We start from the raw sequence: 13,209 nt of genomic DNA on the forward strand, positions 1-13,209 counted from the left end.
CGATACAAATCAGTTCGGTAGCAGGCGCATTCTCGCCGACGTGTTCGGGGCGGCCCCGACGTGACGGATCCGGCGTCATCGCGTCGTCACCACGACTAGTCGTTCGTCGACCGCGCACTGTCGGGATAGGCCTCCACGAGCGTCGTCAGCGCCTCGTGATGGGGCGTCGAGTGGGGCGCAGTCAGCGGGGAGACGCTGATGCGGCCCTCGACGACCGCCCGTCGGTCGGTTCCCTCGGGGTCCGGGAGGCTCTCGGGATCCATCCGTTCCCAGACGCGATCCTTGAGGTGGACCCGGTTCCCGTCCCGTTCGGCGTCCATCTCGTAGCGTTTCGAGGGCCGGGTGATCTCGACGGGTGCGGGATCGCCGTCCGCGACGGGCACGTTGACGTTGAGGTACGCGGCGTGGTCGAACACGCCGGCCTCGAGGGCGTGTTCGACCAGATAGGAGGTCACTCGGGTCGCCTCGGCGTAGTCGTCGGTCGCGAGGTCGATCTGACTCAGCGGCGCGTCCTCGACGGGGACGTACATCGACGTGGCGATGGCCGGGACGTCGAAGAAGGCGGCCTCGACGGCGGCGCTGATCGTTCCCGAGCGACCCAGCACGTACTCGCCGAGGTTGGCGCCCTTGTTACAGCCCGCGACGACGATGTCGGGGTCGGGGCCGAGTTCGGCCAGGCCGGCGACGACGCAGTCCGAGGGCGTCCCGTGGAGGGCGTAGCCCAACTCGTGCGTCTCGACGTCGACCTCGTGGGACATCGAGCGCCCGCAGGCGCTCTGGTCGGTCGCGGGAGCGACGACGGTCACGTTGCCGCGTTCGGAGAGGGCGTCGTACAGCGCCCGGAGCCCGGTGCTGTGGATCCCGTCGTCGTTGGTCAGCAGGATCTCGAGGCGATCGCTCATATCCGTCGGGTCGGAAGCCGACGCGAAAAGCCCACCGCTTTAGCAGGTCGTTCGGTGGATCGGTTTCCGGGTGCTCGCCGATCTTTGACGGGTCGGGTCCCCACTGATCGCTCGAGCGGTTACGACGGTCGCACCCGCTTCAAGCGGCCTCATCGTAGTTGGTAGTACCGTCTCTCTGTTCGGAAGTGTCCGTGAAACCGCGGTCAATAATGGCTGAGGAACCGGCGTGTAGTGGCGCGCGCTGTCAGCCGTCCGAGTGAGCGCGAGGGCGGCTGACGATTTCGTGCGAGGGATGAGCGAGTGAGCCTGCGAACGAGCGAATCGGCTGGGGAGGACGTGGCGATTCCCTGTTGCCACGATAGCAGGACGCTTCGTTTCACCCGTCGCTCCAATCGAAGCGTCGTTCCATTCGCACGTATCGGCACCGCATAGAGCGTTTTCGTACTATATCGAGTCCGAATAGGAAATCGCCAGACCGACCATCGCTCAGCCGATCCGGTCGACGATCGTCTCCTCGTCGACGACGAGGTTGTACGCCCCCTCGTCGTCGTTCCAGAGCGCAAGGATCCGTTCGAACGACAGCACGTCGCCGTAGTCGGCCTCGAGCAGCGGACGGTTGAGCGTCGTCTCCGTCGTCAGGACCGCGTAGTGGTCGACGGCCTCGCTGCCGTCGCTGATCTTGAACAGCGGGTTCGAGCGGCCGCCGCCACCACCGCCTCGGCCGTCGTCCCCGCGGTCGCTCAGCGACCGGCTGAGTTTCGCGGCGACGAGGTCGATCCGGTTCGTGACGTGGCGCTCCATCTCGGCCATCTTCGCCCAGTCGCTGGTGGTCAGCGAGAGGTCGATCCGCCGCCGGCCGTCGAGTCGCAACAGCGAGGAGGAGAACTGCACGTCGACGTTGACGAACTCGCCGGGGGCGTGCTCCTCGTCGTCGGGCGGGGCCGCCTCGTCGAGTTTCCGCTGGAAGGAGGGGACCTCGAGGTCGGGTCTGGCGTCGAACGACCAGCCCCGATCCGCGGGGCGCTCGCCCGGCCAGAGTCGGACGGTGGGACCGTAGACCGTCACTCGGCCGTACTCGTCGGCTTTGCCGTTATCCGCACTGTCCCTTTCCTCGCCGTCGTCCCCATCCTCCGCTTCCTCGCCGTCCTCGCCCATGCCCATCTCTTCGGGCGTCCACAGGCGCTCGTCCTCGAGTTCGCGTTCGACCTCGCGCAACCCGACGCTGGTGTTCTTGTCCGCGGGCGCCATCGCCAGCAGCGTCCCGTCGGGCGCGAGCGTCTCGAGCGCAGAGCGCAGGACGGCGGCCGGATCAGCGAGTTCGTTCAGCACGTTCGCGGCGAGCACGAGATCGAAGCCGTCGTCGGGCGCGGTCGGATCGAACGCGCCGTCGCCGTCGCCGGCGGCGACGTCGCCGGGGTCGAATTCCTCCGCGGTCGTCCGGTGGATCGTCGGGTGGACGTTCCGGCCCGTCTCGGCGAGCAGTTCCTCGAGGACGTCGGCCGCCGCGCTGGGTTCGACCGCGTGGTAGTCGAGCAGGGCGTCCTCCGGAAGATAGTCGCACAGTCCGAGGGCGGGACCCCCGACGCCGGCGCCGATGTCCAGGACCCGCAGTGACCGCCCGAGCAGGCCGCGCTCGGCGAGGTCGTCCAGCGCGTACTGGACGGCGGCGTAGTAGCCCGGCAGGTGGTAGATCGCGTACCCCGACGCGACGTCCTCGTCGTACTCCACCGGGCGGCGCTCGAGGTAGCGGCGCTTGAACCGCCGAATCGTCGACCGCAGGAGTTCCCCCGTGGCGTCCTCGTGCCAGTTCGCGCCGTAGCGGTCGACCAGCAAGTCCTCGAGGCGGCGTTCGTATCTGGTGGGGAAGCGCTCTACGGGGCCGGGGTTCGCCGCGACGGGGTCGTCGTCGACGGGGACGAACGTCCCGTCGTCGCGCTCGAGCAGGCCGAGTTCGGGCGCCAGTTCGCGAAGGTGCTGGCGAACGACCGCCGGATGCGGGTTCCCCTCGACGTACTCGCAGATCTCGTCCGGATCGATCGGCCGGACGTGCTGCAGGTACTTCGCGTTCGAGCGAACGGCGTCGCGCTGGTCGCTCACTCGAGATCACCGCCGTCTGCGTCCTGCATCGGTCCGTCCCCGGTACTCTCGTCCCCCCGCAATTCCCGTTCGGGCTGCCACCGTTCGGCCGCGTCGCGGTACAGCGACTCGAGTTCCGCGGCGTCGGCGTCGGCGATCGTCGCGGCGGCGTCGGCGACGCGCTCGGCGCCCGCGAACGTGCCCTGAATGTCGGCGTAGACCCGCGGCGTCCCCTCGGTCATCTGCTCGACCAGCGTGCGAAGCCCGTCGTAGATCGGCGTCTCGAACCCGTCCGGCGCCGGCTCGGCGGCGAGGGCGAAGGCGAGGACGGCGGCGTGAGTCGCCGCCTGCACCGACTCCATGGCCTCGTCGTGTTCGGTCGCCGTCGTCTCGATGGGGTCGTTGCCCCGTTCCAGGAGAGCCGCGAGGAGCGCGTCGGTCACCGGCCCCGTCGCCTCGCGGACGACCGCGATCGACCCGGGCGCCCGGTCGGGCGCGAACAGCGGGTGGAGGCTCGTCCGCTCGAGGTCCGGCGCGTGGGTCGCCATCGCCTCGAGCGGCGGTTCCATCACCCCCGAGACGTCGAGGATGGCCCGCTCGGCCCGCTCGGCGTGGTCGGCGACCGCCTCGACGACGTGGGTCATCGGCACCGCCAGACAGACGGCGTCGTAGCTGTCGTCGCCCTCGAGGGCGGTGGTCTCGGCGTCGCCGACCGCGTCGGCCGCGGCCGCGGCGGCGTCGGGGTCCACGTCGGCGAACGTGACCGCGGCGTCGACGGCGCGGCCGAACCAGGTCCCCATCGCGCCCGCGCCGACGATCAGTACGTCCATCGCCCTCTGCTACCGCCCGGCGTCGCAAAAGCCGTTCGATCGATCGCCTCGCGTGACCGTCCGCTGGAGTGATCCGACGAACCGCGACCCCCTGTCGTCCGTCGGTGACACCGCCGCGTCGTCGGTCGGGAACGCCAGTCGGCCCCGAAGACGTGCTCGGAACGGTCAGTTGTGGCTGACGGTACCAAGGGCCAAACTCTAAGCCGCCGGTTTCCGTACGGACCCTATGGGAGCGATCGAGCGCCCGACGTTCGCGTCCGACGCCAGCAAACGCATCTACGAGTACGTCGAACGGAACGGGACGGTCAAACGACACAAGTTACTGGACGCCGTCGCGCTCTCGGCCGACGAGTTCGGAACGCACCTCGAGCGACTGAAAAACGACGGCTACCTGGAAGAGCGCGGCGGGACCCTCCAGATCGCCCTCGAGTTCGGCGCGGTGGCGAAGTACGAGACCGACGAGCTGGCGTTCGTCATCCGGCCCGGTCGACAGGACGACTTCGACGGCCTCGTCGACGCGGTCCGGGACGTCACCGCCGAGGAGACGTACGTCGTCGCGGAGACCATCGCGGAGGAACTGCTCTACGAGGACGCGGTGACCAGACACAACAGCGTCCGGTCGCGGATGTTCTTCGTCGCGACGGTCGACGGCGACCTCGTCGGCTGGACCCACCTCGAGCTACCCCAGACCGAACACCTGCAGGGCACCGCCCAGCAGACGGTCGGCGTCCGCGAGGCCTACCGGGGTCACGGCATCGGGAGCAGACTGCTCCAGCGGGGGCTCGAGTGGGCGGAGGCCAACGGCTTCCGGAAGGTGTACAACAGCGTCCCGATCACCAACGATCACGCCCTCGAGTTCCTCACCGAGCACGGCTGGGACACCGAGGCGATCCGGCGCGATCACTACGAGATCGACGGCGAGTGCATCGACGAGGTGATGATGGCCCGCGAACTGTAGCGACGGCGGCGGGAGGTTCCCGCGTCTCGTTGCATCAGTGCCGAGGTGCCTGCATCCCGTCGCGTTGGGGCCGGACTACTTGACGGACGGCGCCGAACGGGCCACCGTGACCCGAATCGGAATCGTCGGCGCGGGCGCGGCCGGCGCGGCCGCCGCGTACGCCCTCGAGACCGCGGGACCCGACTCGCGGGTGACCGTCCTCGAGAAGTCCGGCGGCCTCTGCGGCCGCGCGGCCACCCGGCGGCGCGGCGACGTCACCTACGACTACGGCGCGAACTACGTCAAGGCCGACGACGAGCGGGTGGTCGACCTGCTCACGGAGACCCTCGCGACTGACGGGCTCGTGGATGTGGCGGAGCCGATCTGGACGTTCGACGGCGATGGCGCAGTCTCGGAGGGCCGGGACGCCGACGAGCACAAGTGGACCTACCGCGAGGGACTGACCCAGATCGCCAAGCGACTCCTCGAGCGAACCGACGCGACCGTCCACCGGAAGACGTGCGTCGAGACGATTCGCCAGGATTCCGGCACCGGAACGTGGCAACTCGAGGACGCCAGCGGCGACCAGTGGGGTCCCTTCGACGCCGTCCTCCTGAATCCGCCGGCGCCCCAGACCGCCGACCTGCTGCGGGACGCCGACTGGGAGTCCGACGGCGGCCTTCGAGAGCGGATCGTCGACGCAATCTCGAGCGTTCCCTACCGGACGATCTGGACCGGCGTCTTCCACTACCCGTTCGAACTCGAGCAACCCTACTACGCGCTGGTGAACACCGACAAGGCCCACGAGATCGGCTGGATCGCCCGCGAGGAGTGCAAGCCGGGCCACGTTCCCGACGGCGAGACGCTGCTGATCGTCCAGGCCAACCACGAGTGGTCGCTCGAGCGCTTCGACGACGACCCCGACGAGGCCCTCGAGGACCTCGCCGAGCTCACCGCCGACGTGATGGACGACGAGCGGTTGCTCGAGCCCGACTGGACGGCCCACCAGGGCTGGCGCTACGCGCAACCCGAGGACGGCGTCGACCGCGAGCCGATTCGAGAGGCCGAAGCGGAGGGGTTGTACTGTCTCGGCGACTGGGTCGCCGGCGAAGGGCGACTGCACGCCGCGTTACGGAACGGTCTCGAGACCGGCGAGCGCGTCACGAATACTAACTCCAGATGAGGAACCGGTGTGTGGTGGCGCGCGCTGTAGCGCGGTGAACCACCGGTGAACCGCGCTACAAATGCGTGCGAGGGATGAGCGAGTGACCGGAGGGAACGAGCGAATCGGCTGGGGAGGGCGTGGAAGTCACTGTTGCCACGATAGCAGAACGAGGGAAAAAGCATCCTGCATACGTGGCGGCAGGGGATCGCCACTCCCTCCCCAGCCGATTCGCTCAGTCGCTGCGCTCCCTCGCTCATCCCTCGCGCAATATCATCGTCCGTTCTCACTACCGTTCGAACGGACGACAGCGCGCGCCACGGCAAGGAGAAGGATTCGGAACCGATACCCGTCCAAGGAGATCTCGAGTCCGGTTACTCCGCCGTCGGCTCGAGTCCCACCCGATAGTCGGTCAGGTTCTCGTAGCCGTTCTCGGTGACGACGATCAGGTCCTCGATGCGGACCCCGCCGACGGCGGGGTCGTAGATACCGGGTTCGATCGAGATCACGTGGCCAGCCGCGAGGTCGCCGCCGGAGGGGGAGACGCTGGGCTCCTCGTGGATGTCGAGGCCGACGCCGTGGCCGGTGCTGTGGATGAAGCCGGTCTCGGTATTAGGATCGCTCCGAAGGGTCTCGTAGCCCGCGTCCTCGATGACGTCGCAGGCCGCGTCGTGGACGGCCGCGCCGGTGACGCCGGCTGCGACGGTCTCGAGGGCGGCCTCGTACGCCCGTTCGGTCACCTCGTACCGCCGCCGGGCCTCCTCGCCCGGGTCGCCGCGGGCGAACGTCCGGGTCATGTCCGCGAAGTAGCCCGTCTCCTTGTCCCGCGGGAAGATGTCGATCACGATCAGTTCGTCGGCCTCGAGCGGGCCGCTGCCCCGGTCGTGAGGATCGGCGCCGTCCGCGCCGCAGGCGACGATGGTGTCGTCGAGGCCGCAGCCGTGGCGGAGCAGCGTCACCTCGATCTCTTCCGTGACGCGCTCGCTGGTGAGCGCCTCGCCGTCGCTGACGAGGACGCCGTCGCCGTCCACGTCCGCGGTCGCGATCAGTTCCTCCGCGCGGGCCATCGCGGCCTCGTTGGCCCGCTGGGTCGCGCGGATCTGCTCGAGTTCCCACTCGGTCTTCGTCGCCCGGACGTCCTCGACGATCCCCTCGGGTTCGACGGTGACCTCGAGGCCGCGCTCGCGCAGGCCGTCGGCGGTCCCGGTCGGGAAGTTCCGCGGGACGGCGACCGAGTCGACGCCGTGGTCCTCGAGGAACGCCGCGAGGACGCGGCTCTTGCCCTCGTAGGCGCCGTGTTCGGCGACGAGCGTCTGGTAGTCGTAGGCGGCCAGCCGCGACACCGAGTCCGCGCTAGATTCCTTGCTCGCGCGACCGTACTCGAGTCCCGAGACGAGCAGGTGGACGCCGTCCTGGGTCACCAGCGTCTGGTAGGGGTCCGGCGCCGTGAAGCCGGAGACGTACCGCTGGTCGGCGTCCGAGGCGTCGTCGTCGATCAGATAGCCGTCCAGCCCCTCGGTCTCGAGGTGGTCGCGCAGGGGCGAGAGGTCGACGTCTACGTCCATACGTCGGTGTGTGGCGGGCAGCCACATAACCCCGGCTATCGCGGATCGATTCGGACCCACAAACTTATCAATTAAGAAGATACTCTGTCGCGTATGAATCGGCGACGGATCCTGGCGGCCGGCGCGGTGGTCGCGCTCGGCGGGTGCGTGCGACAGACCGCCGACGAGCCGCCGTCGGCCGACGCGCTCGTCCGGGAGGCCGTCGAGACGCGCCGGGGGATGACCGACCTCGCGGCCCGTCGCGTCGTGACGGCCGAACTCCCGGACGAGACCCGCGAGCGAACGGAACGGTTCGCCAGTCGGCCGCCGGCCGCACAACGGCGGGAGATCCTCGAGTCGACCGATCCAACGTTCCCGGAGGGCTCGGTCGACGTGACCAACCGGGAGGTGACCTGGGAGTACGATCCGACGACCGACCGCGTGGAGAAGCAGTACCACCCGAACAAGGTCGACTCCGACCGGCCCCAGCGCGTCCTCGAGATGCTCCTCGAGGAGTACCGGCTGGGCTACGAGGGACGCGAGACCGTCGACGGGCGCGAGGCCCACGTCGTCGAGACGAAGCCCCCGGAAGACGACCGCGGCCCGACGATCGACCTGGTCGTGGGGGACACGACGTACGTCGTGCCGCTGGGATCGACGGGCAGCCTCGAGGAACTGGACGTGACCCGGACCGTCTGGATCGACGACGAGTACCGGTATCCGATCCGGGAACGAACCGTGCTGAACGACGGTGGCGAGACCGTCCACAGCCTGTCGGTCACGTACGCGGACCTCGCGATCGACGAGGGGCTGGCGCCGGGGACGTTCACGTACGACCCCCCTGCGGACGCCGAGGTCGTCACCGAGGGCACCGAACCGGACGGGGCCTTCGCCTCTCGGGACGCCGCCGAAGCCGCGGTGCCGTACGACCTGCCGGCGCCGGACGTCCCGGACGCGTTCGAACTCGATCGGATCACGGTCGTCGACCGGAAGGACCAGTACGGCGGGGTGACCGCGACGCTGTGGTACGACGATCCGGACGTGGTCGCGCGCGAACTATACGTGACCGTTCGGGAATTCCAGCGGTTCAGACCGAGCGCGCTCGAGGAGATCGAGATCGACGGTCGAACGGCCTACCTGCGCGACGGGCGGCGGAAGTGCGTCTTCTGGGTCTGCGACGGGCTCAACTACGAGGTCTCGAGCGTGACCGGCGACGAACCCTTGCGCGAAATCGCGGCCTCGATCGGCTGTCCGTGATCCCGCGCGGATCGGCCGAACAATACCGGCGTTCACCCAGTTAATCAAAACCCCTAATTCTCGTGAAAATGGCGGTCTGTATACGTCTCGAGGAACTATCTCAGGGAAGATGGTTCAACAGACTGAAGAGATGTTCGACGCACTGGCGGATCAAAAACGACGAACCCTGTTGTTCGCCCTCCTCGAGACGACCCCGCAGACCGACTCGCCGATAACCCACGACTCGCCACCGGACACGGGTCGCGCCGAATACCAGCACTGCGACCTCCCCAAGTTAGACGATTACGGGTTCATCGAATGGACGCCCGCCGTAAACACGGTCGAGCGAGGCCCTCGATTCGACGAAATCGCACCGCTGCTGGAACTGCTGGACGCGCACCACGAACACGTTTTTCGAGTGAAGTAGCCCGTCGGGCCTGTCGGCCGTCCTCGCGAACCGTTCGGATCGGTATCGGTAAGGGGAGGCCACGCGACAGGGCGACCATGAACGTCACGATCACGCCCTCGAGCGTCGCGGGGGCGGCGCGGGCACCGCCCTCGAAGAGTTACACCCACCGGGCGATCCTCGCCGCCGGCTACGCCGACGGCGCGACGGTCCGCGACGCGCTCTTGAGCGCGGACACGCGGGCGACCGCCCGCGCGGTCGACCTGTTCGGCGGCGACGTCGAGCGCCGCGAGGACGGCACCCTCGAGGTCGACGGCTTCGACGGCCGGCCCGACGTGCCGGCGGACGTGATCGACTGCGCCAACAGCGGCACGACGATGCGACTCGTTACAGCCGCGGCGGCGCTCGCCGACGGCACGACCGTCCTCACCGGCGACGAATCGCTGCGCTCGCGGCCCCAGGGCCCGCTGCTCGAGGCGCTCACCGATCTCGGCGCCGAGGCCGACAGCACGCGCGGCAACGGGCAGGCGCCCCTGGTCGTCACCGGCCCCCTCTCGGGCGGCGCGGTCTCGATCCCGGGCGACGTCTCCTCGCAGTACATCACGGCCCTGCTGCTGGCCGGCGCCGTCACCGACGAGGGGATCGAGATCGACCTCGAGACCGAACTGAAGTCCGCGCCCTACGTCGATATCACGCTCGAGGTGCTCGCAGACTTCGGCGTCGACGCCCGCCAGACGGACGGCGGCTTCGCGGTCGAGGGCGGCCAGTCCTACGACCCGGCAGGGGGCGAGTACGCGGTCCCCGGCGACTTCTCCTCGATCTCCTACCCCCTCGCGGCGGGTGCCATCGCCGGCGACGAGGACGACGGCGTCCGTATCGAAGGCGCCAACCCCAGCGCGCAGGGCGACACCGCCATCGTCGAGATCGTCGATCGAATGGGCGCCGACGTCGACTGGGACCGCGAGGCGGGCGTCATCGACGTCTCGAGCGCGCCGCTGTCGGGGATCGAGGTCGACGTCGAGGACACCCCGGATCTGCTGCCGACGATCGCGACGCTGGGCGCCGTCGCCGACGGCGATACCCATATCACGAACGCCGAGCACGTCCGGTACAAGGAGACCGACCGCGTGAGCGCGATGGCCGAGGAACTGGGCAAACTGGGCGTCGAGACGACCGAGGAGCGGGACTCGCTGACGGTCCACGGCGGCGACTCCCGACTCGAGGGGGCGACCGTCTCCGGCCGCGATGACCACCGGATCATCATGGCGCTCGCGCTGGCGGGACTGGTCGCCGACGGCGAGACGACCGTCGAAGGCGCCGACCACGTGGACGTCTCGTTTCCCGGCTTCTTCGGGATGCTCGAGGATCTGGGTGTCGCCCTCGAGCGACGCGAGTAGCATCGCCGGCTACGACCCCGGCCGTCTGCCACGATCTCGGACGTCTGCCACGATCTCGGCCGTCGGCTACGACCCCAGTCGCGATGTTCCATCTTCCAGTCGCCCGGTGTTCGTCCCGGTGGGTTTCCGGAGGAGTTAGCTATTTACGATCACGAATAATTGTGCTATACAATGGCAGATACCACACCGGTAATCGTTAGCGCTGTTAGAACGGCACAGGGGAGAGAAGACGGTGCGCTCGCGGACATTCGAAGCGAGGACCTCTCGATCCCGCTGGTAAACGAGATGCTCGCGGAGACGGGGCTGTCGGGCGAGGACGTCGACGACCTGATGTGGGGCTGTGCGCAGCAGCGCGCGGAACAGCGAACGAACATCGCCCGACAGATCGCGCTCTTCTCGGATCTCGGCGAGGAGGTCCCGGCGACCACCGTCGACCGTCAGTGTGCCTCCTCGGCGCAGGCGGTCATCAGCGCCGCGGACTCGATCGCCGCGGGTCGCCACCAGGCGGTCGTCGCCGGGGGCGTCGAGAGCATGAGTCGCGTGAAGATGGGCGCCGCCGAGAGCGGCGAGATGCACCCGAAACTCGACGAGGTCTACGGTATGGAGAACCTCTCGATGGGGATGACCGCCGAAAAGGTCGCCGAGAAGTTCGACATCAGTCGCGAGGAACAGGACGAGTACGGCGCCCGCAGCCAGCAACGCGCCGTCGAGGCCACCGAGGAGGGGAAGTTCGACGACGAAATCGTCCCCATCGAGACCGAGGACGGCGTCCACGACGAGGACGAGGGGCTCCGGCCCGGCACGACCCCCGAGAAACTCGCGGAACTGCCGACCGTCTTCAAGGAGGACGGCACCGTCACGCCGGGGACCGCCTCCCAGATCGCCGACGGCGCGGCCGGCCTCCTGCTGACCAGCCGCGAGTTCGCCGATGAGCAGGACCTCGAGGTCCTCGCGGAGGTCGGCACCAGCTACGTCGCCGGCGTCGATCCCACGATCATGGGCGTCGGCCCCGTCCCCGCGACGGAGGGCCTGCTCGAGCGCGCCGGGCGCGACATCGACGACTACGGCCTCGTGGAGATCAACGAGGCCTTCGCCAGCCAGACGCTGTACTCCCAGCGGGAACTGGGCATTCCGGACGATCGGCTCAACGTCAACGGCGGCGCCATCGCCATCGGCCATCCGCTGGGCGCCTCGGGGGCACGCCTGCCGGTCACGCTGGTCCACGAGATGAACCGCCAAGGCGTCGACCGGGGCATCGCGACCGAGTGCGTCGGCTTCGGCCAGGGAGCGGCGATCGAGTTCGAACTCCCCTGAGACGGTTGCTCTAGGCTTTTTGGTCCAGATTTTGCGAGGGAGGAGCGCCGGTTCGGAGCGAACGGAGTGAGCGAGAACCGCGCGTGACGACCGAGACAAAAGGTGGTCGCGTCAGGGTGCGGCGATCGAGTTCGAACTCCCCTGAGACGATTGATCCGTTTTTTCGTCGCTCGAGGGGAGCGCCAGCGTCAGTAGCCGAGGTCGAACGCCCAGTTTACGGCGAGTGCACCGAACGTGATCGCGAACAGTCCGGCGAGGACGAGAAACGCGGTCCCCCAGCCGAACAGGTCGGCGAGCAGGCCGACGCCGACCGAGCCGGCGGAGCCGACGACGGTGTAGACCGTCCGGACGAGCCCGAAGCCGGCGCCGCGCTCGGCGTCGCCGAACTGATCGAGGAACCGCGGGTCGATCGCCGAGAAGAAACTCGAGCCGAATCCGGCCAGCAGGACGGCCACGCCGATCGTCGCGTCCGTCCGGCCAATCACCAGTCCGAAGAGTCCCAGGGCGCCCGCGAACATCGATCCGCCGATCGCGAGGTCGCGCCCGTACCGATCGGAGAACTCGCCGAGGACGAACTGTCCGACGGTGCGGACGACGAAGAACGCGGAGAAGGCGGTCCCGGCGAGCGTCGCCGAGTAGCCGAGGTGGTCGACGAAGAACGTCGGGAGGAAGGTAAGCAGTCCCTGCACGACGAACGTCCCGAGCATGGCGATCCCGAGCGTGAAGGCGACGGCGGGTCGGCCGACGAGTTCGAACAGCACTGCGAGATCGAACCGCTCCCGCATCGGCTGGGCGGGTCTTCGGGGTTCCGTGGGTCGGATCCGCCACGCGAACAGGGCGAACACCGGTAACCCGACGGCGAGTGCGAGCGCGAGCGCCGGCCGCCAGCCGTACCGTACGCCGACCCAGGCCGACGCGACGGGCGCGATTAGCCCGGCGAGGGGACCGCCGATCGAGTGGATCCCCACGGCGCGGCCGAGTTCGTCGTACGTCCGCGACAGCAGGGTCGTCGCGACGGCGTAGTGCAGTCCCGCGACCAACCCGAGGACGATGGCGAGTGCGGCGAAGACGGGGAAGGCCGGCGCGAACGCGAGCAGGAGGCTCGCGATCGACGTCCCGCCGACGGCGACGAGGATGACCGGCTTCTCCCCGTACCGGTCGCTGAGGACGCCGCTGGGGAACTGCGAGAGGCCGTAGGCCAGCCACATTCCCGTCAGGGCGAACCCGATCGCCGTGTTCGAGACGTCGAACTCCGCGACGATGAAGGGGATGACCGGACTGATCGCCATCCGCGCGAAGTAGGTGACGAAAAAGGCGAGCAGACAGAGCGCGAGCACCGTCGTGCGATACTGCCAGCGCATCTGAGTCTACACGCCGGTTTCTGCGAGACCCGTATAAGCCTCGT

11 protein-coding genes are annotated in these 13,209 nt (G+C 68.6%); 6 read left to right on the forward strand and 5 right to left on the reverse strand.

The window, feature by feature from the left end; all coding sequences use genetic code 11:
- Positions 1 to 95: 95 nt before the first annotated feature.
- From surE to J0X25_RS32905, 3 genes are all read right to left on the reverse strand, one after another.
- Entirely contained in the window at positions 96 to 902 is an 807-nt protein-coding gene (gene surE, locus J0X25_RS32895; RefSeq protein WP_207288110.1) for a 5'/3'-nucleotidase SurE, read from the reverse strand.
- Between the two features lie 486 nt (positions 903 to 1,388).
- Positions 1,389 to 2,999, reverse strand: a complete 1,611-nt coding sequence (locus tag J0X25_RS32900; RefSeq protein WP_207288111.1) for a small ribosomal subunit Rsm22 family protein — start codon at positions 2,997 to 2,999, stop codon at positions 1,389 to 1,391.
- Complete coding sequence (locus J0X25_RS32905; RefSeq protein ID WP_207288112.1) at positions 2,996 to 3,808, reverse strand: prephenate dehydrogenase/arogenate dehydrogenase family protein; 813 nt, start codon at positions 3,806 to 3,808, stop codon at positions 2,996 to 2,998. Before J0X25_RS32905 ends, J0X25_RS32900 begins: the two co-directional genes overlap by 4 nt.
- 226 nt (positions 3,809 to 4,034) lie before the next feature.
- Between J0X25_RS32905 and J0X25_RS32910 the strand changes: the two genes are divergently transcribed.
- Together J0X25_RS32910 and J0X25_RS32915 are read left to right on the forward strand one after the other, a co-directional pair.
- On the forward strand, positions 4,035 to 4,766 hold the full coding sequence (locus J0X25_RS32910) for a GNAT family N-acetyltransferase (protein WP_207288113.1): 732 nt from the start codon (positions 4,035 to 4,037) through the stop codon (positions 4,764 to 4,766).
- Between the two features lie 106 nt (positions 4,767 to 4,872).
- Positions 4,873 to 5,928: an NAD(P)/FAD-dependent oxidoreductase gene (locus J0X25_RS32915; protein WP_207288114.1), complete on the forward strand. Its 1,056-nt coding sequence runs from the start codon at positions 4,873 to 4,875 to the stop codon at positions 5,926 to 5,928.
- 353 nt (positions 5,929 to 6,281) lie between these two features.
- On the opposite strand, the gene J0X25_RS32920 is transcribed toward J0X25_RS32915, so the two are convergent.
- Positions 6,282 to 7,472, reverse strand: coding sequence for a M24 family metallopeptidase (locus tag J0X25_RS32920; RefSeq protein WP_207288115.1), 1,191 nt, complete (start codon positions 7,470 to 7,472; stop codon positions 6,282 to 6,284).
- Between the two features lie 93 nt (positions 7,473 to 7,565).
- Between J0X25_RS32920 and J0X25_RS32925 the strand changes: the two genes are divergently transcribed.
- From J0X25_RS32925 to J0X25_RS32940, 4 genes are all read left to right on the forward strand, one after another.
- Complete coding sequence (locus tag J0X25_RS32925; protein WP_207288116.1) at positions 7,566 to 8,708, forward strand: LolA family protein; 1,143 nt, start codon at positions 7,566 to 7,568, stop codon at positions 8,706 to 8,708.
- Positions 8,709 to 8,817: 109 nt separating this feature from the next.
- Positions 8,818 to 9,114 carry a hypothetical protein gene (locus J0X25_RS32930; RefSeq protein WP_207288117.1) on the forward strand — a complete coding sequence of 99 codons (297 nt, stop codon included), beginning with the start codon at positions 8,818 to 8,820 and terminating at the stop codon, positions 9,112 to 9,114.
- Between the two features lie 77 nt (positions 9,115 to 9,191).
- Positions 9,192 to 10,490 carry a 3-phosphoshikimate 1-carboxyvinyltransferase gene (gene aroA / locus J0X25_RS32935; protein WP_207288118.1) on the forward strand — a complete coding sequence of 433 codons (1,299 nt, stop codon included), beginning with the start codon at positions 9,192 to 9,194 and terminating at the stop codon, positions 10,488 to 10,490.
- A gap of 171 nt (positions 10,491 to 10,661) precedes the next feature.
- Positions 10,662 to 11,804 carry a thiolase family protein gene (locus J0X25_RS32940; protein WP_207288119.1) on the forward strand — a complete coding sequence of 381 codons (1,143 nt, stop codon included), beginning with the start codon at positions 10,662 to 10,664 and terminating at the stop codon, positions 11,802 to 11,804.
- A gap of 188 nt (positions 11,805 to 11,992) precedes the next feature.
- Here J0X25_RS32940 and J0X25_RS32945 read toward each other — a convergent pair whose 3' ends face one another.
- Complete coding sequence (locus J0X25_RS32945) at positions 11,993 to 13,165, reverse strand: MFS transporter (RefSeq protein WP_207288120.1); 1,173 nt, start codon at positions 13,163 to 13,165, stop codon at positions 11,993 to 11,995.
- Positions 13,166 to 13,209 lie beyond the last annotated feature (44 nt).

The organism is Haloterrigena alkaliphila (assembly GCF_017352155.2).
In the GTDB taxonomy this organism is placed as follows: domain Archaea; phylum Halobacteriota; class Halobacteria; order Halobacteriales; family Natrialbaceae; genus Haloterrigena; species Haloterrigena alkaliphila.

Bases quoted from the DNA above. Each gene is read 5' to 3' on its own strand.
- J0X25_RS32940 (WP_207288119.1), top strand. From the start codon at position 10,662: ATGGCAGATACCACACCGGTAATCGTTAGCGCTGTTAGAACGGCACAG.
- J0X25_RS32905 (WP_207288112.1), bottom strand. From the start codon at position 3,808: ATGGACGTACTGATCGTCGGCGCGGGCGCGATGGGGACCTGGTTCGGC.
- J0X25_RS32920 (WP_207288115.1), bottom strand. From the start codon at position 7,472: ATGGACGTAGACGTCGACCTCTCGCCCCTGCGCGACCACCTCGAGACC.
- J0X25_RS32910 (WP_207288113.1), top strand. From the start codon at position 4,035: ATGGGAGCGATCGAGCGCCCGACGTTCGCGTCCGACGCCAGCAAACGC.
- J0X25_RS32925 (WP_207288116.1), top strand. From the start codon at position 7,566: ATGAATCGGCGACGGATCCTGGCGGCCGGCGCGGTGGTCGCGCTCGGC.
- aroA (WP_207288118.1), top strand. From the start codon at position 9,192: ATGAACGTCACGATCACGCCCTCGAGCGTCGCGGGGGCGGCGCGGGCA.
- J0X25_RS32930 (WP_207288117.1), top strand. From the start codon at position 8,818: ATGGTTCAACAGACTGAAGAGATGTTCGACGCACTGGCGGATCAAAAA.
- surE (WP_207288110.1), bottom strand. From the start codon at position 902: ATGAGCGATCGCCTCGAGATCCTGCTGACCAACGACGACGGGATCCAC.
- J0X25_RS32945 (WP_207288120.1), bottom strand. From the start codon at position 13,165: ATGCGCTGGCAGTATCGCACGACGGTGCTCGCGCTCTGTCTGCTCGCC.